The sequence below is a fragment of the Pseudomonas sp. TE3728 genome, assembly GCF_056279145.1.
Window position 1 is genome coordinate 180,828 of sequence record NZ_JBWBQT010000001.1, and the last position, 22,168, is coordinate 202,995.

General features: G+C 59.9%; 15 protein-coding genes. 6 read left to right on the plus strand and 9 right to left on the minus strand.

Annotation, left to right across the window (positions count from 1 at the left end; translation table 11 throughout):
• The first annotated feature begins 254 nt into the window (after positions 1-254).
• On the plus strand, positions 255-2,336 hold the full coding sequence (locus ACZ89R_RS00845; protein WP_429547070.1) for a putative bifunctional diguanylate cyclase/phosphodiesterase: 2,082 nt from the start codon (positions 255-257) through the stop codon (positions 2,334-2,336).
• Between the two features lie 285 nt (positions 2,337-2,621).
• Complete coding sequence (locus ACZ89R_RS00850; protein ID WP_429547069.1) at positions 2,622-3,368, plus strand: SDR family oxidoreductase; 747 nt, start codon at positions 2,622-2,624, stop codon at positions 3,366-3,368.
• A gap of 98 nt (positions 3,369-3,466) precedes the next feature.
• On the opposite strand, the gene mapR is transcribed toward ACZ89R_RS00850, so the two are convergent.
• The 3 genes from mapR to ACZ89R_RS00865 form a co-directional block, all read right to left on the minus strand.
• Positions 3,467-4,876, minus strand: coding sequence for a GntR family transcriptional regulator MpaR (gene mapR, locus ACZ89R_RS00855; RefSeq protein ID WP_008069156.1), 1,410 nt, complete (start codon positions 4,874-4,876; stop codon positions 3,467-3,469).
• A gap of 146 nt (positions 4,877-5,022) precedes the next feature.
• Complete coding sequence (gene ccoG, locus ACZ89R_RS00860) at positions 5,023-6,453, minus strand: cytochrome c oxidase accessory protein CcoG (protein ID WP_429547068.1); 1,431 nt, start codon at positions 6,451-6,453, stop codon at positions 5,023-5,025.
• A gap of 195 nt (positions 6,454-6,648) precedes the next feature.
• On the minus strand, positions 6,649-6,882 hold the full coding sequence (locus ACZ89R_RS00865) for a DUF3203 family protein (RefSeq protein ID WP_429386318.1): 234 nt from the start codon (positions 6,880-6,882) through the stop codon (positions 6,649-6,651).
• Positions 6,883-7,011: 129 nt separating this feature from the next.
• On the opposite strand from ACZ89R_RS00865, the gene ACZ89R_RS00870 reads away from it, so the two are divergent.
• A complete protein-coding gene (locus ACZ89R_RS00870) occupies positions 7,012-7,512 on the plus strand; it encodes an MgtC/SapB family protein (protein ID WP_429547067.1) in 501 nt (166 codons plus the stop codon).
• A 117-nt stretch (positions 7,513-7,629) separates the two neighbouring features.
• Here the strand turns inward: ACZ89R_RS00870 and ACZ89R_RS00875 are convergent, their stop codons facing one another.
• The gene (locus ACZ89R_RS00875; protein ID WP_429547066.1) at positions 7,630-7,815 is read right to left on the minus strand and encodes a hypothetical protein; all 186 of its coding nucleotides are present in this window, start codon (positions 7,813-7,815) and stop codon (positions 7,630-7,632) included.
• Positions 7,816-8,031: 216 nt separating this feature from the next.
• On the opposite strand from ACZ89R_RS00875, the gene ACZ89R_RS00880 reads away from it, so the two are divergent.
• From ACZ89R_RS00880 to glgB, 3 genes are all read left to right on the plus strand, one after another.
• Positions 8,032-10,029 (plus strand): alpha-1,4-glucan--maltose-1-phosphate maltosyltransferase, encoded by a 1,998-nt coding sequence (locus ACZ89R_RS00880; RefSeq protein WP_429547065.1) that lies wholly within the window; start codon positions 8,032-8,034, stop codon positions 10,027-10,029.
• 228 nt (positions 10,030-10,257) lie between these two features.
• Positions 10,258-13,599 (plus strand): maltose alpha-D-glucosyltransferase, encoded by a 3,342-nt coding sequence (gene treS, locus ACZ89R_RS00885; protein WP_429547064.1) that lies wholly within the window; start codon positions 10,258-10,260, stop codon positions 13,597-13,599.
• Positions 13,600-13,601: 2 nt separating this feature from the next.
• Positions 13,602-15,833, plus strand: coding sequence for a 1,4-alpha-glucan branching protein GlgB (gene glgB / locus ACZ89R_RS00890; protein ID WP_429547063.1), 2,232 nt, complete (start codon positions 13,602-13,604; stop codon positions 15,831-15,833).
• Between the two features lie 131 nt (positions 15,834-15,964).
• Here glgB and ACZ89R_RS00895 read toward each other — a convergent pair whose 3' ends face one another.
• From ACZ89R_RS00895 to ACZ89R_RS00915, 5 genes are all read right to left on the minus strand, one after another.
• Positions 15,965-17,032, minus strand: a complete 1,068-nt coding sequence (locus ACZ89R_RS00895; RefSeq protein WP_429547062.1) for an autotransporter domain-containing protein — start codon at positions 17,030-17,032, stop codon at positions 15,965-15,967.
• Positions 17,033-17,459: 427 nt separating this feature from the next.
• The gene (locus ACZ89R_RS00900) at positions 17,460-18,260 is read right to left on the minus strand and encodes an endonuclease/exonuclease/phosphatase family protein (RefSeq protein ID WP_192342896.1); all 801 of its coding nucleotides are present in this window, start codon (positions 18,258-18,260) and stop codon (positions 17,460-17,462) included.
• 239 nt (positions 18,261-18,499) lie between these two features.
• Complete coding sequence (locus ACZ89R_RS00905) at positions 18,500-19,258, minus strand: PIG-L deacetylase family protein (protein ID WP_429547061.1); 759 nt, start codon at positions 19,256-19,258, stop codon at positions 18,500-18,502.
• Positions 19,259-19,529: 271 nt separating this feature from the next.
• Positions 19,530-21,689, minus strand: coding sequence for a glycogen debranching protein GlgX (gene glgX, locus ACZ89R_RS00910; protein WP_429547060.1), 2,160 nt, complete (start codon positions 21,687-21,689; stop codon positions 19,530-19,532).
• Between the two features lie 128 nt (positions 21,690-21,817).
• Positions 21,818-22,162 carry a DUF2934 domain-containing protein gene (locus tag ACZ89R_RS00915; protein ID WP_429547059.1) on the minus strand — a complete coding sequence of 115 codons (345 nt, stop codon included), beginning with the start codon at positions 22,160-22,162 and terminating at the stop codon, positions 21,818-21,820.
• Between the last annotated feature and the right edge of the window lie 6 nt (positions 22,163-22,168).

The window sequence follows — 22,168 nt, forward strand, 5'->3', positions numbered from 1 at the left end:
AAAAGTGCTGACGCGTACGTTCAGACAAAACGCATCTCCGGTTTGCGACTGCTACGCAGCCGAGCGGGAGCAAGCTCCCTCGCCACAATGATTTGTTGGCCATCGAGTCGTGAGCAACGACCACATAAACGTTTCATCACCTTGATGGCCTTTTGATGACTTTGTGAGTGCGTTCGTCCGCGGAATCAGTACAATCGCCGACTTTGCTCCCCGAGAATGAACGCAGCACGGCGGGGGCGGTCGCGAGAAGTCCCATGCTCATTGGTAGTTATTCCCTTACGCTGGTTTTCATATCGCTTTGTGTGGCGATACTTGCCTCTTATACCGCGCTCGACCTCAGCGGTCGCATCGCCACGGCCAAGGGTCGGGCGGTGCATCTGTGGACGGCGGGCGGCGCTTTTGCAATGGGGGTTGGCGTGTGGTCGATGCATTTCATCGGCATGCTCGCATTCACATTGCCGATCGACCTGGGCTACGACGCAACCCTTACGGCGCTGTCGCTATTGATCGCGGTCCTGTCCTGCGGTTTTGCCTTGTGGCTGGTCAGCCAGCCACAACTGCCGGCCTGGCAACTGGCGTTCGGCGCGCTGGTGATGGGCGCTGGCATCAGTGCGATGCATTACACCGGCATGGCCGCCATGCGCATGCAGCCGGGCATCGATTACGACCCTGCACTGTTTAGCGCCTCATTGCTGATCGCCGTCGTCGCGTCGGGCGCGGCGTTGTGGATCGCTTTCCGCCTGCGTCGGCAGGCGCCCTATGTTCGCCTGATCCGCGGCGGTGCTGCAGTGATCATGGGCATCGCCATCGTCGGCATGCACTACACCGGCATGGCCGCGGCACGCTTTGCCGACGGCAGTTTCTGTGGCGCGGCGGCCGATGGCCTGAACGGCGAGGGCCTGGACAATCTTGTTCTGATCACCACCCTTGCCGTATTGAGCATTGCCTTGCTGACCTCGATCCTCGATGCACGCCTGGAGGCTCGCACTGCGGATCTGGCTCACTCGCTGACCGAGGCCAATCGCGAACTCACCCAATTGGCGCTGCACGACACCCTGACCGGGCTGCCGAACCGAGTGTTGCTGGCCGACCGTATCGATCAGGCGATGTCGAGGGTGCAGGAGCAGGGTGGCTGTTTTGCGTTGATGTTCATTGATCTGGATGGTTTCAAACCGGTCAACGATGCTTTTGGGCACCACATGGGCGACCAGTTGCTGCGTGAGGTCGGCCTGCGCTTGCGTGAAGATTTGCGTAGCCAGGACACCCTGGCGCGGATCGGCGGCGATGAGTTTGTGTTGCTGGTGCAACTCGCCGAGCCCAATGACGCGCTGAACCTGGCGGCGCGACAGGTGGGGCTGATCGCGCGCTCGTTCCGGGTCGCGGAACATGACTTGCAGATTTCCGCCAGCGTCGGCATCGCGCTCTATCCGGGCAACGGTCAGACCGCCGAGGAGTTGCTGATGAACGCCGACGCGGCGATGTACCACGCCAAGGGCGCCGGGAAAAACGGCCACAGCTTCTTCGACGCCTCGATGAACAGCAACGCGCGCAAACAGCTGCAATTGCTTCAGGACTTGCGCAACGCCCTGGATCAGCAGCAATTCAGCCTCTATTACCAGCCCAAGTTCGACGCCGGCCATGGCCGACCGGTGGGTGCCGAGGCGTTGCTGCGCTGGGAACACCCGACCCAGGGCATGCTTCAGCCGGACAGCTTCATCGATCTTGCGGAGAAGACCGGGCTGATCATTCCGATCGGCGAGTGGGTGCTCAATGAAGCCTGCCGTCAGATGCGCGAGTGGTACGTGCTCGGTTACACCGACTGGCGCATCGCGGTGAACCTCTCGGCCTTGCAGTTCTGCCACGCCGGGTTGGTCCAGAGCGTCGCCAAGGCCCTGGCCACTCATCATCTTCCGGCCAACAGCCTGACCCTGGAAATCACCGAAACCACCGCCATGAGCGATGCCGACGCGAGCATGACGGTGCTGCAGGAACTCTCGGAGATGGGCGTCGACCTGTCTATCGATGACTTTGGTACCGGCTATTCGAGCTTGATGTACCTCAAGCGCCTGCCGGCCAATGAACTGAAGATCGACCGGGGTTTCGTCCGCGATCTGGAACACGACAGCGACGACGCGGCCATCGTCTCGGCCATCGTCGCCCTCGGCCAGGCCCTGGGCTTGCGGATTGTCGCCGAAGGGGTTGAAACCGGTGTCCAGCAAGACTTCCTGACCCAGTTGGGCTGCGACTCGTTGCAGGGTTACCTGCTGGGGCATCCGCTGCCGGCCGATCGCTTCATGGCCGATATTCACCGAGGGGAGCAATTGGCGGCTGGCTGAAACCGGGCAGCTTATTGGGGGCAGACCTGTGGCGAGGGAGCTTGCTCCCGCTCGGCTGCGCAGCAGTCGCAAAACCAGTCGGCCTGGCAGGTCTGAAAAAATGAGGGGGCCGCTGCGCGCCCCAGCGGGAGCAAGCTCCCTCGCCACAGAAGCATCTTCAGCCACAGGAATAGGTTCACTTCAGATTGCCATCAGTGCAGCCATTGACGCAGGTTCATGCAAAACCCGCCGATGGCGGTTATTCTTGGCCCCGACTGCATACGCTTGAAACGGGGGAATGCCAGCATGGACAAAGTCATCGTAATCACCGGCGGCAGCCGCGGAATTGGCGCCGCCACGGCCCTGTTGGCTGCAGAGCAGGGCTATCGGATCTGTGTCAACTATCAGTCCGACGAACAGGCGGCGCACAGTGTGCTGGAACAAGTCCGCGCACTCGGCGCCCAAGCCATTGCGGTACGCGCCGATGTCAGCATCGAAGACGAGGTGATCGGCCTGTTCCACCGCGTAGATACCGAACTCGGTCGGGTCACAGCGCTGGTGAACAACGCCGGCACTGTCGGGCAAAAGTCGCGGATCGACGAAATGTCCGAATTCCGTATTCTGAAAATCCTCAAGACCAACGTCCTGGCGCCGATCCTCTGCGCCAAACACGCGATCCTGCGCATGTCACCCAAACATGGCGGGCAGGGCGGCAGCATCGTCAACGTGTCGTCGGTCGCTGCCCGCTTGGGCGCCCCCAGCGAATATGTCGACTACGCTGCGTCCAAAGGCGCGCTGGACACCTTCACCATCGGTCTGTCCAAGGAAGTGGCGGGCGAGGGTATTCGCGTCAACGCCGTGCGGCCGGGTTACATCTACACCGATTTCCATGCATTGAGCGGCGATCCGGACCGGGTCAGCAAGCTGGAGTCGGCAATCCCGATGGCCCGGGGTGGGCGGCCGGATGAAGTGGCGGAGGCGATTGTGTGGTTGTTGTCGGATAAGGCTTCTTATGCGACAGGGACTTTCGTCGACCTGGGTGGTGGGCGGTAAGGATCAGGAGCAAGACCAAAAGATCGCAGCCTTCGGCAGCTCCTACAGGTGTACGCTAATTCCCTGTAGGAGCTGCCGAAGGCTGCGATCTTTTGATTTTAGAAGGATCTGACAATCCGCCCCAACGTCTCCATCGCCTTCTCCGAATCCTCAGTCCACGGGCTGCCGTAATTCAACCGAATACAATTCCTGAACCGCTGGGTCGGTGAAAAGATCGGCCCGGGGGCGATGCTGATCCCTTGCGCCAGCGCCATCTGAAACAACTTCAACGAATCCATCTGCGGCGGCAGTTCCAGCCACAAAAAGTACCCTCCCGCCGGCTGACTAACGCGCGTCTGGGCCGGGAAGTAGCGGGCGATGGCGGCGAGCATGGCGCTTTGCTGTTCTTCCAGGGCGTAGCGCAGTTTGCGCAGGTGCCGGTCGTAGCCGCCGTGTTGCAGGTAATCGGCGATGGCGGCTTGGGCCGGCATCGAGGCGCAGAGTGAGGTCATCAGTTTCAGGCGCTCGATCTTCTGCGCATAACGCCCGGCCGCGACCCAGCCGATGCGATAACCGGGGGCCAGGCTCTTGGCGAACGAACCGCAGTGCATCACCAACCCTTCAGTGTCGAAAGCCTTGGCCGGTTTTGGCGCCTGTTGCCCATAGTAGAGCTCGGCGTAGACGTCGTCCTCGATCAGCGGCACCTGATGGCTGCGCAACAACTCCACGAGTTCCTGCTTCTTCGCCTCGGGCATGGTCGCGCCCATGGGGTTTTGGAAACTGGTCATGCACCAACAGGCTTTGATCGGATGCCGTTCCAGCGTCTGGGCCAGCACACCAAGGTCAATGCCATCGCGCGGGTGCACGGGAATTTCCACTGCTTTGAGCTTCAGCCGTTCCAGCACTTGCAGGCTGGCGTAGAACGCCGGGGCTTCGATGGCCACCAGATCGCCGGGTTCGGTGACCGCTTGCAGGCACAGGTTCAGGGCTTCGAGAGCGCCGTTGGTGATCAGCAACTCTTCCATGGGCAGCATCAGCCCGCCGACCATGTAGCGCAGGGCGATTTGTCGACGCAGTTGCGGGTTGCCCGGCGACATGTCGGTGACCACCATGCGCGGGTCCATCTCCCGGGCGGCACTGGCCAGTGAGCGGGACAACCGCTGCAGCGGGAACAGCGTGGGGCTGGGGAAGGCCGAGCCGAAGGGCACGGTGTTCGGGTCTTTGATTGAGTCCAGCACCGAGAACACCAGTTCGCTGACGTCGACTTCGGTGGACTCGTTGACCTGGCTGCTGATCACCGGCTCCGAAAACGGGCTCGGTGCATGGGTATTGACGAAGTAACCGGAGCGCGGCCGGGCGCGGATCAGGCCACGGCGCTCAAGCAGGTAATAGGCCTGGAACACCGTGGACGGGCTGACCCCGTAAGTCTGGCTGGCGTAGCGCACCGACGGCACCCGCTGGCCGGGACCGAGGACGCCGGAGCGGATCAGTTCAGCGATATCGTCGGCGAATTTTTCGTAGCGTTTCATCGGGTGCCTGGATAGGTGTCATTCATTAAAAAATGGGTGGCAGTCAAGTCGCCAAGATCGCAGCCTTCGGCAGCTCCTACAATGGATCGGCGTACACCTGTAGGAGCTGCCGAAGGCTGCGATCTTTGGCTTTGCATCTTAATGGCTCAACGGTTCATCGGCGCAACAAACCGGCTCTTGGCCACGCTGTAGATGTCCGGCTCATCACTGTCGACAATCTTGAAACTGATCGTCTGCGAGCTGCTGCTCGGCCGCTCCGTGGTCATGGCCACCGACACCGGCACATCCACAATCTCGCCCGGTGCCAGGCTCAGTTCGGTCTTGCCTTGCAGCTGGAAGCCATCGCCATCGACCAGCGTCAATCGATAATCCTGACGTTGCTGGGTCTTGTTGATGACCTTCAAGCTGTAGATGTTTTCGATCTGGCCTTCACTGTTCTCGCGGAACAGGCCACGGTCCTTGCTCACGTCCAGCGACACCATCGGCCGTTCCACCAGCGCCAGGGCGAGGGCGCCGATCATTACCAGTAGCACGGCGGTATAACCGATCAGTCGCGGCCTCAGAAGGTGGGTTTTGCCGCCCTGCAGTTCATGCTCCGAGGTGTAGCTGATCAGCCCACGGGCGTAGCCCATTTTGTCCATGATCGAATCACAGGCGTCGATGCACGCGGCGCAACCGATGCATTCCATCTGCAAGCCGTCGCGAATGTCGATGCCGGTCGGGCAGACCTGCACGCACAATTGGCAATCGATGCAATCACCCAGTCCGACCTCGGTGGGTTTGACGTCACGTTTGCGCGGGCCACGGTTTTCGCCGCGGGCCACGTCGTAGGAAATGGTCAGGGTGTCCTTGTCGAACATCACGCTCTGAAACCGCGCATACGGACACATGTGCATGCACACTGCTTCGCGCAACCAACCGGCATTGATGTAAGTAGCCCCGGTAAAGAACAGCACCCAAAACAGGCTGACACCGCCGATTTGCAAGGTCAGCAATTCTTCGGCCAGCGGACGGATCGGCGTGAAGTAGCCGACAAAGGTCAGGCCGGTGAGCAGGCTGATCGCCAGCCACAGGGTGTGTTTGGCCGAGCGGCGGATCAGTTTGTTCAGGCCCCAGGGGGCGGCTTGCAGCTTGATTCGCTGGTTGCGCTCGCCTTCGGTGATTTTCTCGCACCACATGAAGATCCAGGTCCAGGAACTCTGCGGGCAGGTGTAACCGCACCAGACCCTGCCGGCGAACACGGTGATCGCAAACAGGCCGAACGCAGCGATGATCAGCAGCGCCGAAAGCAGAATGAAATCCTGTGGCCAGAAGGTCGCGCCGAAGATGTGAAATTTGCTTTCGGAAAGGTCCCAGAGCACTGCCTGGCGGCCACCCCAGTTCAACCACACGGTGCCGAAGAACAGCAGAAACAGAACCCCCGCGCCACTCATGCGCAGGGTGCGGAATACACCCGTGAAGCTGCGGGTGTGGATCAGGTTGTCGCTGGATTTGGCCTTTATCGTTGGACGCAAAGGTTCATTGCTTTTTAAGAATGAGGCATTTTCAACGGTTCGGACGGGGATTCTATCGCTCATGGTCTTTCGCTCATCAGCCTCCATCAGGCCTGAGCACTATGACCAGCGATCTGTTTGCATAACAGACTCAGCTAAAGCAATAAAAAGCGGATCAGATGGGTTGTCCGCACCCGCCTGCGACAACTTGATGCACCCGCCATGGTTGGCCACAAACGCCTATGCCAGTTGCTTGTGGTGTGAGTTGATGCGGGTCAGTCAAATCACCGAATCACTGTCCGTGGCCTTCAAATGTCGGCGACTGTCCACTGCGCCTGCTACGGTCAATGCATCGGCTTCTGCTTCGGTGATGTAGATGCGCTGGCCGTTGAGGTCGACCGCCGACATGGATTTTTCCCCGTCGGTGATGATGGTCACGTCGGGGCAAAGACGGATTTCTTCGCCGTTTTGGGTGATGAAGAAGCAGGTCTGGTTTTCGATGCGCACGGTCATGGAGGCGTCCTTTTTCGGCGGATTCTGAAGTGTTAGGACGCATCCGCCGGTCATCGTTCTGTGCAACCGATTAATGGTGGGTACGGTCCACCCTCTATCGAGTCATTAAATCATCACAAGGACTGCGCCATGGACGCTTGGTGGCACGAGGTTTGGGTGACGCTGCAAGCGGAGTTCGCCGACATTGGCGATGCTTCACAACTGACGCGCATTACCGTGCGTTTGCTGATGGCGGCCTTGCTGGGTGGCATTCTCGGTTTCGAACGTGAACAGAAGGGCAAGGCTGCCGGGGTTCGCACCCACATGCTGGTGGCGCTCGGCGCGGCATTGTTTGTGCTGGTGCCGCAGATGTCAGGATCCCAGGCCGACGCCATGAGCCGGGTGGTGCAGGGCGTAATCGCCGGCATCGGGTTTCTGGGCGCCGGGACTATCCTGAAAAACACTGATGGCGATGAGGGCCATGTCAAAGGCCTGACCACCGCCGCCGGTTTGTGGATGACGGCGGCCATTGGTGTTTCGGCCGGAATGGGCCGCGAGGCGACGGCGGTGCTCAGTACGTTGCTGGCGTTGGTGATTCTCGGTGTGATGCCGGTCGTGGTGCGCCAGATTGAAAAGGATCGAACCCCGTAGGAGCTGCCGCAGGCTGCGATCTTTTGATCTTTATCTTTATACCGATTTGGAGATTGCTGAAGAACAAGATCAAAAGATCGCAGCCTTCGGCAGCTCCTACATTGAGCCTTCATGCGCTTACGGATGTACGATTTCCGGTGGCTGCACAGTCGATGGCGGCTCTTCGCGCGGTGGCGGGTTGGTGCCCGGCGGTTCCTGTTCAGGGACGGGGGCGGGTTCGGTCGGCGGTGTTGGCTGTATCGGCGGTACCGTCGGCTCATCAATGTTCGGATCGGGTGTCTCGGCCGGGATTGGAATACTCATCGATACAGTCTCCAGTGGCAGATGGCGTGAGTCGTGCTTAAGTTGGTTGACCCGTACACAGGGAATTTGATTCCCCGAAAGACTTGGCAAATCCCTCTGAACTTTTACCGACGCCTGCTGTTCGGAACTTAAGTGAGTTCATGTCGGGGCAGACCGCTTCGTGTGAACGACGACCAGGCACAAGAGCGTCCTTGGGGCGTTAAGGAGAGATGCTCGATGACCGCTGAGAAACCCACAGAGTTGAGCTACAACCCGCATATACCGCTGTCGCAGGCGTTACTGCTACCGCGGATCGTGATCGAAAACACCATGCCGACCCTCGATGGCGGGCAATTCGCCGTTAAAGCCGTGATTGATCAGGACGTGGTGGTGACCAGCAAAGTGTTTGCCGACGGTCACGACAAACTGGCCGTGCGCATCCGCTGGCGTGCCGACGGCGACGAAGACTGGCAGAGCGAGGTGATGGCCGAGCTGGGCAATAACGGCTGGCAGGGCCAGTTTCGTGTCAACAAGCAGGGGCGTTATGTGTTCTGCCTCGAAGCCTGGATCGATCAGTTCGCCAGCTTTTGTTATGAGCTGAAAAAAAAGCACGACGCCGGCGTCTCGGTCAGCCTGGAGTTGCAGGAAGGGCGCACCCACGTCCAACAGGCAGCCGAACGCTCTGAAGGCCCGCTCAGTGAACAACTGGCGGCGTTGCACCATGAACTGTCCGGTCTGCTCGAAACCGAGCAGGTCGCTTTGTTTCTGCACCAGCGCAGCGCGGACTTGATGGCCCAGGCTGACCATCGTCCCTTCCTGAGCCTGAGCCCTGAATACCCGGTAGACGTGGAGCGAGATCTGGCACAGTTCGCCAGCTGGTATGAATTGTTTCCGCGTTCGATCACCGACGATCCGGCCCGTCATGGCACTTTCAACGACGTGCATTCGCGGCTGGCGATGATCCAGGACATGGGCTTCGACGTGCTGTATTTCACGCCGATCCACCCGATCGGCCGCAGCTACCGCAAAGGCCCGAACAATTCGTTGATCGCCGGCCCGGACGACCCGGGTAGCCCTTACGCTATTGGCAGCGAAGAGGGTGGGCATGAGGCGATTCACTCGGAACTGGGTACTCGCGAAGATTTTCGCCGGCTCGTCGCGGCCGCCGCCGAGCACGGGCTGGAAGTCGCCCTCGATTTCGCGATTCAGTGTTCCCAGGACCACCCGTGGCTCAAACAGCATCCGGGCTGGTTCAACTGGCGGCCGGACGGCACGATCAAATACGCCGAGAACCCGCCGAAGAAATACCAGGACATCGTCAACGTCGATTTCTATGCCGTGGACGCGATTCCCGGCCTGTGGATCGAGCTGCGTGACATTGTGGTGGGTTGGGTCGAGGAGGGCGTGAAGCTGTTTCGCGTCGATAACCCTCACACCAAGCCGTTGCCGTTCTGGCAATGGATGATCGCCGATGTGCGGGCGCTGTACCCCGAGGTGATCTTCCTGGCCGAAGCCTTTACCACCCCGGCGATGATGGCGCGTTTGGGCAAGGTCGGTTACTCCCAGAGCTACACCTATTTCACCTGGCGCAACACCAAGACCGAGCTGGCGACCTATCTCACCGAACTCAATGAGTCGCCGTGGCGTGAATGCTACCGGCCGAATTTTTTCGTCAACACGCCGGACATCAACCCGGCGTTCCTGCATGAATCCGGGCGCGCCGGTTTTCTCATCCGTGCCGCGCTGGCGACCATGGGTTCCGGGCTGTGGGGCATGTATTCGGGGTTTGAGCTATGTGAAGCGGCACCGGTACCGGGCCGGGAGGAATACCTCAATTCCGAGAAGTACGAAATCCGCCCACGAGACTTCAATGCGCCGGGCAACATAATTGCCGAAATCGCCCAGCTTAACCGCATCCGCCGGCAGAACCCGGCGCTGCACACGCACTTGGGCCTGAAGGTCTACAACGCGTGGAACGACAATATTTTGTACTTCGGCAAACGCAGCGTCGACGGCAGCAATTTCATTCTGGTGGCGGTCAGCCTCGATCCGCATCACGCCCAGGAGGCAAACTTCGAATTGCCGCTGTGGGAAATGGGCCTGCCCGATGATGCCGTCACTCAGGGCGAAGACTTGATGAACGGCCACCGCTGGACCTGGCACGGCAAGTACCAGTTCATGCGGATCGAACCGTGGCATCTGCCGTTCGGGATTTGGAGGATCAGCGCTTCTTGACTGCGCCGCGCATCCCTGTGAGGACACTCTTTTGCTGGCGGAGAAATGACCCCGTAGGAGCTGCCGAAGGCTGCGATCTTTTGATTTTTGGGTGCAGCGCAAATGGCACAAGATCAAAAGATCGCAGCCTTCGGCAGCTCCTACAGAGGTCGCCAGGTTTGAGAGATGTGTAGATACCGTATAGGTGGTGCGCCTTAGTGGCTTTATTGAATTGAACAGGAGTTACAAATGGCGAAGAAACCCAGGTCAGCCACCTTTATCAAGGACCCGCTCTGGTACAAGGATGCGGTGATCTACCAGGTTCACGTTAAGTCTTTTTTCGACTCCAACAACGACGGGATCGGCGACTTTCCCGGCCTTATCGCCAAACTCGATTACATTGCCGATCTGGGCGTCAACACCATCTGGCTGTTGCCGTTCTACCCCTCGCCACGACGTGACGATGGCTATGACATCGCTGAATACCGTGGCGTGCATCCTGACTACGGCACCATGGCCGATGCCAAGCGCTTCATTGCCGAGGCCCATAAACGCGGCCTGCGGGTGATTACCGAACTGGTCATCAACCACACCTCGGACCAGCACGCGTGGTTCCAGCGCGCGCGCAAGGCCAAGCCCGGTTCGGCGGCCCGCGACTTCTATGTCTGGTCCGATAACGATCAGAAATACGATGGCACCCGCATCATCTTTCTCGACACCGAAAAGTCCAACTGGACCTGGGACCCGGTAGCCGGTCAGTACTTCTGGCACCGTTTCTATTCCCACCAGCCGGACCTGAACTTCGACAACCCGCAAGTCATGAAAGCGGTGCTGTCGGTGATGCGTTACTGGCTCGACATGGGCATCGACGGTCTGCGGCTGGATGCGATCCCGTACCTGATCGAGCGCGACGGCACCAACAACGAAAACCTGCCCGAGACCCACGACGTCCTCAAGCAGATCCGTGCCGAGATCGACGCCAATTACCCTGATCGCATGCTGCTGGCCGAGGCCAATCAGTGGCCGGAAGATACTCAGTTGTACTTTGGCAACACCTCTGCCGACGGCCAGAACGGCGACGAATGCCACATGGCCTTTCACTTCCCGCTGATGCCGCGCATGTACATGGCGCTGGCCCAGGAAGATCGTTTCCCGATCACCGATATTTTGCGCCAGACTCCGGAAATTCCCGCCAACTGCCAGTGGGCGATTTTCCTGCGCAACCACGATGAGCTGACCCTGGAAATGGTCACCGATCGGGAGCGCGATTACCTGTGGAATTACTACGCCGCCGACCGCCGGGCGCGAATCAATCTGGGGATTCGCCGGCGTCTGGCGCCGTTGATGGAACGTGATCGTCGCCGCGTGGAATTGCTCAACAGTTTGCTGCTGTCGATGCCCGGCACGCCGACCCTGTATTACGGCGATGAAATCGGCATGGGCGATAACATCTACCTCGGCGACCGCGACGGTGTGCGCACGCCGATGCAATGGTCGATCGACCGTAATGGCGGTTTCTCCCGCGCCGACCCGGCCAGCCTGGTGCTGCCGCCGATCATGGACCCGCTCTATGGCTACCTGTCGGTCAACGTCGAAACCCAGGCCGGTGACCCTCATTCATTGTTGAACTGGAACCGGCGCCTGCTCGCGGTGCGCAAGCAGTCCAAGGCCTTCGGTCGTGGGACGTTGAAGATGCTCTCACCGAGTAATCGACGGATTCTGGCTTACACCCGCGAATTCACCGGCCCGGACGGCAAGCACGAGATTATTTTGTGCGTGGCCAACGTGTCCCGCAGCGCGCAGGCGGCAGAGCTGGATCTGTCGGCTTATGTCGGCATGGTTCCGGTGGAGATGCTCGGCGGCAATGCATTCCCGCCCATCGGCCAGTTGAATTTCCTGCTGACACTGGCGCCTTACGGTTTTTATTGGTTCGGGCTGGCGGCGGAAAACCAAATGCCGAGCTGGCACGTGGAGCCGGCGCAAAGCCTGCCGGACTTCACCACCCTGGTGCTGAAGAAACGCATGGAAGAGCTGCTCGAAGCGCCGTCCCGCCACACCCTGGAACAGGGCATCCTGCCAAGCTGGTTGCAAAACCGCCGCTGGTACGCCGGTAAGGACGGCGTCATCGACAACGTCAACCTCGCTTACGGCGTGCGTTTTGGCGACCCGCAGCATCCCGTGCTGCTGGGTGAGATCGACGTCACCAGCGGCGGTCAGACCAGCCGTTACCAGTTGCCATTCGGTTTTATCTCCGAGGAACAGGTCGGCGCGGCGTTGCCGCAGCAATTGGCACTGGCCCGGGTCCGGCGCGGTCGTCAGGTCGGCTTGATCACCGATGCCTTCAGCCTCGACAGCTTTGTTCATGCCGTGTTGCAGAGCATGCAGGCCGGCATGGTGTTGCCGTCAGACGGTGGCGAGATCCGTTTCGAGCCGACCGACGAACTGACCAGGCTTGGCCTGACGGCCGAGTCGGAGGTGCGGTACCTGTCCGCCGAGCAATCCAACAGTTCGGTGGTGATTGGCAGCAGCCTGGTGCTGAAATTGATCCGCAAGGTCGCGTCAGGCGTGCACCCGGAACTGGAAATGAGTGCGTACCTGACCCATGCCGGTTTCCAGAATATTTCGCCGCTGCTGGGCGCGGTGATTCGTCGCGATGCGGCGGGCGAGGACACGCTGTTGATGATCGCCCAAGGCTACTTGAGCAATCAGGGCGACGCGTGGGAGTGGACCCAGAACAACCTCGAACGGGCACTTCGCGACGAACTCGCTGATGCCGTGTCGGAGCAGGAGCAGCACTACAACGCCCTCGGCGAGCTGAAGGATTTTGCCGGCATGCTCGGCCAGCGCCTGGGGGAAATGCATCAGGTGTTGGCGGCCCCGAGCGCTAACCCGGACTTCGCCCCACAGATCACCACCCAGAAAGATGCCCTGGCCTCGGCCAAGGACGTGGCGGCGCAACTGGAACATGCCCTGAAGCTACTCAAACAGCATCAAACTGAACTGAACACCGCGGATCAGGCATTGGTCAATCGTTTGCTGGACAACAAAAAAGCCATCCTCAGCCATGTCCAGGAACTGGGTAAAAAGGCTGCTGGCGGGTTACGTATTCGCGTCCATGGCGACTTGCACCTGGGGCAGGTGCTGGTGATCAAGGGCGATGCCTACCTGATCGATTTCGAGGGAGAACCGGCCCGGCCGCTGCATGAGCGCCGAGGCAAACACAGCCCTTATAAAGATGTCAGCGGCGTGTTGCGCTCCTTCGATTACGCCGCGGCCATGACGATCAACGTGCACAACGTCGATAACACCGCCGACGCCCAGGCCGCGCGGCAACGGGTCGCCGATCGTTATCTGAAAGAGGCGCGGCAAGCATTTGTCGACGCTTATCGGCTGGCGGCAGCTAGTCTTGCTCATGCATGGCAAGATCCTGAAGGCGAGGACGCCGCGCTGGCGTTGTTCGGTCTGGAGAAGGCGGCTTATGAAGTGGCCTATGAGGCTGAAAATCGCCCCACCTGGCTGCCCGTGCCGTTGCACGGTCTGTACGGGTTATTGAGTGGGCTCAAACCCTTTTCCGATCTTGGTGGAGAGTAGTCATGAGTATCTCGAACAAGGAACAGGGGCACGTGGAACAGGCGCTGCTGCCCAGGGCACGGGATATCGATGCGTTGGTACGCGCTGAGCATCGGGATCCCTTCGCAATTCTCGGCCCGCACGGCGATGGCGCTGGCGGGCAATTCATTCGCGCCTATCTACCGGACGCCTTGAGCGTGCAGGTGGTGGACAAGGAATCCGGGGAAGAGCTCGGCAGCCTTGAGACCACCCAAACCCCGGGGCTGTTCGTCGGGCACTTCGAGCGGGCCCGACCCTATCTGTTGCGAACCCGTTGGGCGGGTGGCGAGCAACTCGCCGAGGATCCTTACAGCTTTGGCCCGTTACTCGGCGAGATGGATTTGTACCTGTTCGCCGAGGGCAATCACCGGGACTTGAGCAGTTGCCTCGGCGCGCAACTGAAGACGGTCGATGGCGTGGAGGGTGTGCGCTTCGCCGTATGGGCGCCGAATGCCAAAAGGGTCTCGGTGGTTGGTGATTTCAACGTCTGGGACGGTCGTCGTCATCCGATGCGTCTGCGCCATCCCACCGGTGTCTGGGAGTTGTTCATTCCGCGCCTGCAAGCGGGGGAAGCCTACAAATACGAAATTCTCGGCGCCCACGGCATTCTGCCGCTCAAAGCCGACCCGATGGCCCTTGCCACCGCTTTGCCACCGGACACCGCATCGAAAGTCGCCTCGCCGCTGAAAATCGACTGGCAGGACCACGACTGGATGCAGTCGCGGGGCGAGCGGCAGCGAACCAGCGCACCGCTGTCGATCTACGAATTGCATGCCGGTTCCTGGCAATGCGAGCTGGATGACCTGGGCGAGGTCGCCCGTCAGTACACCTGGCCCGAGTTGGCCGAGCGGCTGATTCCTTATGTAAAGGAGCTGGGTTTCACCCACATCGAACTGATGCCGATCATGGAGCATCCGTTCGGTGGTTCCTGGGGTTATCAACTGCTGTCGCAATTCGCCCCGAGCGCCCGTTACGGCACGCCGGATGACTTCGCAGCGTTCGTCAATGCCTGTCACCAGGCCGAGATTGGCGTGATCCTCGATTGGGTGCCGGCGCATTTCCCCACCGATACCCACGGCCTGGCGCAGTTCGACGGCACGGCGTTGTACGAGTACGGCAACCCGCAGGAAGGTTTTCACCAGGACTGGGACACGCTGATCTACAATCTGGGTCGCACCGAGGTGCACGGCTACATGCTGGCCTCGGCGCTGCACTGGCTCAAGCATTTCCACGTCGATGGCCTGCGCGTGGACGCAGTGGCGTCGATGCTGTATCGCGATTACTCGCGCAAGGCCGGCGAGTGGGTGCCCAACCGTCACGGCGGTCGGGAGAATCTGGAGGCCATTGATTTCGTCCGCCATCTCAACGATGTGGTGGCCCTGGAAGCACCGGGGGCACTGGTGATTGCCGAAGAATCCACGGCGTGGCCGGGTGTCAGCCAGAGCACGCAACAGGGTGGGCTGGGTTTTGCCTATAAGTGGAACATGGGCTGGATGCACGACTCGCTGCATTACATTCAGCAGGATCCGGTGTACCGCGCCCATCATCACAATGAGCTGAGTTTCGGCCTGGTGTATGCCTGGTCCGAACGCTTCATCCTGCCGATTTCTCACGATGAAGTGGTGCATGGCAAGCATTCGCTGATTGACAAGATGCCGGGGGATCGCTGGCAGAAGTTTGCCAATTTGCGGGCTTATCTGAGTTTCATGTGGACGCATCCCGGCAAGAAATTGTTGTTCATGGGCTGCGAATTCGGCCAGTGGCGCGAGTGGAATCACGATCAGCAACTGGACTGGTATTTGCTGCAATACCCGGAACACCAAGGGGTGCGCAAACTGGTCGGTGACCTGAATCGGTTGTATCGCGAAGAACCGGCGCTGCACGATCAGGACGATGCCCCGCAAGGCTTCCAGTGGTTGATCGGCGACGATGCGGTCAACAGCGTCTATGCCTGGTTGCGCTGGAGCAAGGACGGACGTCCAGTGCTGGTGGTGGCGAACTTTACCCCGGTGCCGCGACAGTCCTACCGTGTCGGCGTGCCGTTTGCCGGGCGTTGGGTCGAGTTGATCAACAGCGATGCCGACACCTACGCCGGTTCCAATTACGGTAACGGCGGCGGAGTGTTCACCGACGAAGAACCGAGCCATGGACAGGCGCTCTCCGTGGAATTGAACCTGCCACCGTTGGCGGTGTTGATTCTGCGCCCGGAGGGTTGATCCAAAATCGCGTCGCTCCTATCGCGAGCAGGCTCGCTCCCACATTGGATTGTCGTCGTACATAAAACCAATGTGGGAGCGAGCCTGCTCGCGATGGCGTCAGAACTGACAACACCTGCCTGCGGTCCCACTCACCACCGCATCCGCACCCCCAAACTACCAATCAACCCGTTCAGATCATTGTCATCCACATCGCTGCTGTAATCGGCGCTGACGTACAGGCTGACCAAAGGCGTCACTCTGGCGACCAGCCCCAAACCCACATCCACCGTCGAGGATTTGCGGCTGCTGCTGATTTTGTCGACCTGATCCAGGCTCACGGTATTACCGGTGTATACCGTGTGCCACACGTTGGTTCGCACATAGGGTTCGACGGGCAGGCCGTTGATATCGTAACTGCCTTTCAAGCGTGCACCGACCCGACCGCTCCAGGATGACATGTCGCTGGAGGAGCCGTTGCCGGAGCCGGCATAGGGCGTATCCAGCGTAATGCGTTGGTTGATCAACTGCGCCTGGGGTTCGATCACCCAGTTATTACCCAGGCCAATCGGGAAACCACCTTCCACCGACAGCGTCACCGCGCTGCCTTCGGCGGCTTGTCGCGCGCCTTGGTCATTGCGGCTGTAGCCGTTGACCCGGCCGCCGCTGGCGCTCAAGTCTACGTGCCAGCCTTGTGGGCCGGTCAGGCTCCAGTAGGCGCCGAGACTCTGGCCTTGAAGGTTAAGCGTGTCATGGCCGGGGTCGGCGAGGGCGCGACTGGTCAGCAGACCGTTGTCATTGCCCTGGAATTGGGTGGTGCCGCCGATCAGTCCGACCCGCTGGGTATGGCCGCTGTTGCTTTGGACGGTCAGCAGCGCCGGGCTTTTGAATTCGCTGGCGCCAGGGATGGAAGAGCCTTGGGCCAGATAGTCGGTTTGGGCCTGCCGCGAGGTCTTTCCATAGACGTGGTCCCAAGCCGAAGGCGCGGCGTCTTCGACCGTCAGGCGTGAGCTTTGTAAGTCTGGATTGACGCGTGAACGGCCGGGATACGTGGCGGAGCCGGTGGGCAAGGTAAGGGTCGGCAGTGCCTGGTTATACCAAAGCGTTGGTTCATCCTCGGCAGACGAGGCCTGCACCTCCATGGATGAGCACAGCAGGAGTGAACTCGTGACGGTGCAAAAAGTGATTTTGATCTCTTGTGGGGTGAATGAAGTTTTCATGGAGGTCTACCTTGCAATGGCATGCGTATCTCGCTTTGGCGTCTCTCCTACCCCGAATGAGGGGCGACCGAATGGATTGGGGCAGGGTCAGACCCACCTTTTTTTACAGGAGTCTGGTGGCTTGCCCCTGATGGATTTCCGGGGGTAGTAAGCACTAGCTAAGAAGACTGCTGACGCTGCGTCAAGAAAGTGGCCGATAAGCGGTATGGCTATTTTAGGCGTTGTAAGTGACTGATTTTTGGCGCGTATATAAGTTGTTGTTTGTGCGAAAAATCATCCAGAAAGGCGCGGGCCAGACGCGTTGGGTAGGGGGCTATCGGTTGTTTGGTGGATGATCCAGTGCAGGATAAACAAACGGCGTCGGCGCGCCATTGCTGTCATTTTTTCTGTCAGCGGTGGCATCCTTGGCGACTGTCATTTGACGGTGTTACAGGCGCACTTCCACCGCCAGCGGCAAATGGTCCGACAGATGCGTCCAGGGTTTGTGGCCAAGTATTCGCGGTTCATGACTGCTGGCATTACGCAGGTAGATCCGGTCCAGGCGCAGGAGGGGAAAACGTGCCGGGTAAGTTTTCGCCGGTCGGCCATGATGGCGTTCGAAGGCTTCATGCAGGTAGTCGCGCCGGGCGAGGGCGGCATTGCCTTGCAACTGCCAGTCGTTGAAGTCGCCGGCAATAATCACCGGGGCGTCATCGGGCAACGATTCGAGCAACAGGCAGAGCAACTGCAGCTGCAGTTGTCGATGGCTTTCCAACAGGCTCAGGTGCACGCAAATGGCATGCACTTCGGCATGCCCTGGCACATCCAGTACGCAATGCAACAACCCGCGCCGCTCGGGGCCGGTGATCGAGACGTCGAGGTTGCGAAATTCGCGGATCGGGTATTTCGACAGCAGGGCATTGCCGTGGTGGCCGTCGGGGTAGACCGCGTTGCGACCGTAAGCGAAATCGCTCCACATGCTGTCGGCCAGGAACTCGTATTGCGAGGTCTGTGGCCAGTCGTTGTAGCGGGAAGAATGCCGGTCGTGCTCACCGACCACTTCCTGCAGAAACACCAGGTCTGCCGACGTGCTGCGTACCGCTTCACGCAACTCCGGGAGGATAAAACGCCGGTTGAGGGCAGTGAAGCCTTTATGGGTGTTGACCGTCAGCACTCTGAGTCGATGAACCGCCGCAGGCGTGTTCGGTGGCATAGATTCGACGGCCTGTCGTTCGGCATCGCTGGTCACGTTCACTCCTCTGAATCAGGCTGATGTATGCATGCGACTGGTGCATGGGCGAGCAGTTCAGTTTGAGCGACACTAATCCAATGTGGGAGCGGGCGACTGTGGCGAGGCTTTTGTGGCGAGGGAGCTTGCTCCCGTTCGGCTGCGAAGCAGTCGCAAAGCTTTTGGGGCCGCTTCGTGCCCCAGCGGGAGCAAGCTCCCTCGCCACAAAGGCGCTCTCGCCAAAACATTCCTCGAATGACTTAGACAAACACAATTTCATACGGCAAACGCATGCGCTCCAGAAGCACCCGGGGCACTGACGGGGAGGCGCCGATCATCGGCTCACCGTCGAGTTGGCTGGCGTAGGCGTAGGTGGCATGGCTTTTACGCGCGACGGTCCAGGTGTCGAGGCGTACCTTGCGCGCGCGATCCCAGGGGATCAGCCCATGCTCACGTGTCGGCCAGTGCCAGGCCCAAACCGGTATTTCGTTGAGCGTCGCACCGACCAGCGCTGCGGCCCTGGCGCTGGCGCGGCCGACGGCGTTGTGGTCGAGGTTGCCGTCTTCGCGCCAAGTGGTGAACACCACATCGCCGGGGCGCAAGTAGCGAACGATGAATTGGGTCAGTTCAGACTCCCGTTCGGCCAGCCCGCTGTCGGTGAAGCCGGCACGAATCCACTTCAGGCTGTGCATCGGCACTCCGAGCCGGCGCAAGGCTTCGACGCTTTCCTGGGGGCGGAATACGCTCAGGCGTTTCTGTGACCACTGTCGCGAACCAAAATGACTGTAGCTACCGTCGGTGATCGAGATCAATTGCAGAGGATGGCCAAGGGCGCACAGCTGTTGCAGGAGGCCGCCGCAGGTCACCACTTCATCGCCAGGATGCGGCGCGATCACCACTGCGCGAGCGCCGGCCGGGACCAGGGTTTCGGTATTGATGACAGGGATGTTGTCCAGTTGCTGGGCGCTGTTCCAGATCTGCACGGGCAGACCACTTTCGCTGATGGAAACCGTTTTCATAGGCGCTACGTCCTTGTTCTGTCTGGCCCTCAGTCGTGCGCAATGCTTGCGAGGGCGCAAGCCTGGCAGACCCGTGAGAGCGGGTAGATAGCAATATGCAGCGCTCCGAACCCTGGATTGCTGCGGGCAGAGTATTGCTCATGGATCGCTATTCGTCGCCTCAGTCTTTGGTCTGATGCGGTTTTTTTAACCCAGGCTGTGTCAGGTTTCGCAAATAGACAGCGAAACCGTCCCTACGGATTTCATTACGGCTTGCCCCCGAGAGCCCTGTTCACTCTTCTTCTTCGCGCTGCAATTCGAACAGCAGCAGCGAGCGGCCGGTGACTGAATATTCGTGACCGAACTCGAAGCGTTCCTGGCCACGAATCGAGGGTTGATTGGTATCGATCATGCAGGTCCAGAAACCGCCGTCAGGCACTTCCGGGAGCAGGAAGTTGACGATGTCATGGTGGGCGTTAACCACCAGCAGCAGGGTCGCGTCGCCGCCCTTGCGGCGAATGCCGGTTTCCTGGGCGCGGCCATCGAGCAACATACCCAGGCAACGACCGTGGCCTTCTTCCCATTGTTCGATGGACATTTCGCTGCCGTCCGGGGCCAGCCAGGTCACGTCCTTGACGCCGATGTCTTCGTTGTAGTTGCCCACCAGGAAGCGCCCGCGACGCAGAATCGGATAGGCCAGGCGCAATTTGATCAGGCGTTTGACGAACTTGAGCAGGGACTTGCCGTCTTCGCTCAGGTCCCAATTGACCCAACCGATCTCGCTGTCCTGACAGTAAGCATTGTTGTTGCCTTCCTGGGTGCGGGCGAATTCGTCGCCAGCCACCAGCATTGGCGTGCCCTGGGACAGTAGCAACGTGGCGAAGAAGTTGCGCATTTGCCGCTGGCGCAGCTCATTGATCTCGGGATCGTCGGTGGGGCCTTCGACACCGTGGTTCCAGGACAGGTTGTTGTTGGTGCCGTCCTGATTGTTCTCGTCGTTGGCTTCGTTGTGTTTGTCGTTGTACGACACCAGGTCGTTCAGGGTGAAACCGTCGTGGGCGGTGACGAAGTTCACCGAGGCATACGGTCGCCGGCCACGCTGATTGAACATCTCGCCGGAGGCGGTCATGCGACTGGCGAAGTCCGCCAGTTGGCCGTCGTCGCCTTTCCAGAACGCGCGCACGGTGTCGCGGAATTTGTCATTCCACTCAACCCAACCCGGCGGAAAGTTCCCGACTTGATAGCCCCCGGGGCCGCAATCCCAGGCTTCTGCAATCATCTTCACCTGGCGCAGCACCGGGTCCTGGCGGCAGGCCACGAGAAAGCTGTGACGCTCGTCGAAACCGTCGTGGTAACGGCCGAGGATGGTCGCCAGGTCGAAACGGAAACCGTCCACATGCATTTCCGTGGCCCAGTAACGCAGGGAGTCGGTGACCATTTGCAGCACGCACGGGTGACTCAGGTCCAGAGTGTTGCCGGTCCCCGAATCGTTGATGTAGTAGCGCTTGTCGTCAGGCATCAAGCGGTAGTAAGAGGCGTTGTCGATGCCGCGCATCGACAGGGTCGGGCCTTGTTCGTTGCCCTCGGCGGTGTGGTTGTAGACCACGTCGAGGATCACTTCCAGATTGGCCTCGTGCAGGTGCGCGACCATCTCCTTGAACTCGGCGATCTTGCCGCTGGCCAGGTAGCGCGGGTCCGGGGCAAAGAATGCGATGCTGTTGTAACCCCAGTAGTTGGTCATGCCTTTGTGCAGCAGATGCTGGTCATTGACGAAGGCATGAATCGGCAGCAATTCCACGGTCGACACGCCGAGCTTGCGGATGTGTTCGAGCACGTCATCGACCATCAACCCGGCGAAGGTGCCACGCAGGTTCTCGGGGACGGAGGGGTGACGCATGCTGAAACCGCGTACGTGTGTTTCATAAATGATCGTTTTGTCCCACGGCACGCTGACGCGATGGTCATGACCCCAGGTGTGAGCCGGGTCGATCACTTTGCATTTGGGCACGAAGGGCGCGCTGTCCCGCTCATCGAAACTGAGGTCGGCGTCAGGGTGGCCGATGGTGTAGCCGAACAACGCTTCGGACCATTTCAATCGACCGACCAATTGCTTGGCGTAGGGATCGATCAGCAGCTTGTTGGGGTTGAAACGATGACCATTGGCCGGGTCGTAAGGACCGTACACGCGATAGCCGTAGATCAACCCCGGGTGGGCGTCAGGCAAGTAGCCGTGGTAGATCTCGTCGGTGTATTCCGGTAACTCGATACGCTCCAGTTCCACCTCGCCGGAATCGTCGAAGATGCACAGTTCGACCTTGGTCGCGTTAGCCGAAAACAGCGCGAAATTGACCCCCAGGCCATCCCAGGTCGCGCCTAGCGGGAAGGGCAAGCCTTCACGGATTCGCGAAGCCTCGGCACGAGGTTCGGGCGCGGTTTTCTTTGGACTGCTCATAGTTGCTCCTGCATGGGGTGACGGTACTCGACTGCGATGAACCGTGGCTCTGGTTTTTTTCGAGGGCGAGCGCGCCCTCGGTGGCGAGAGACACGCCACAAATCAAGCGAGGCAAGGCGATAAACGCGTCAGGTCGTTGGCGGTTTGCGCGCAGCGCGTGGCTTTTTCTCGACGCTTTTTTCGCCAAGCGGGGTCACTGTCGAAGCAGAGGGTTTGGCTTTGGCCTTGGTTTTGGGTTCGACGCCTTTGGCATTGAGCTTGCCGTCGGGCTTGCCGGTCGAGGACTTGGCGCCGAGGCTTTTGCTGCCAGTCGTTTTCGATGACTTGCCGGGCGCCAGCGCTTTGGCTTGGGCTTCAGCGTCGGCCAGTTTGCGGGCCATCTCCCAATGGCGCTCTTCCTGGCCCTCGGGTTTTCCTTCGGATTCCCAGATTTGATAGGCAAATTCGCGGATGCGTTTATCGTCGGTACTCATCGCAAT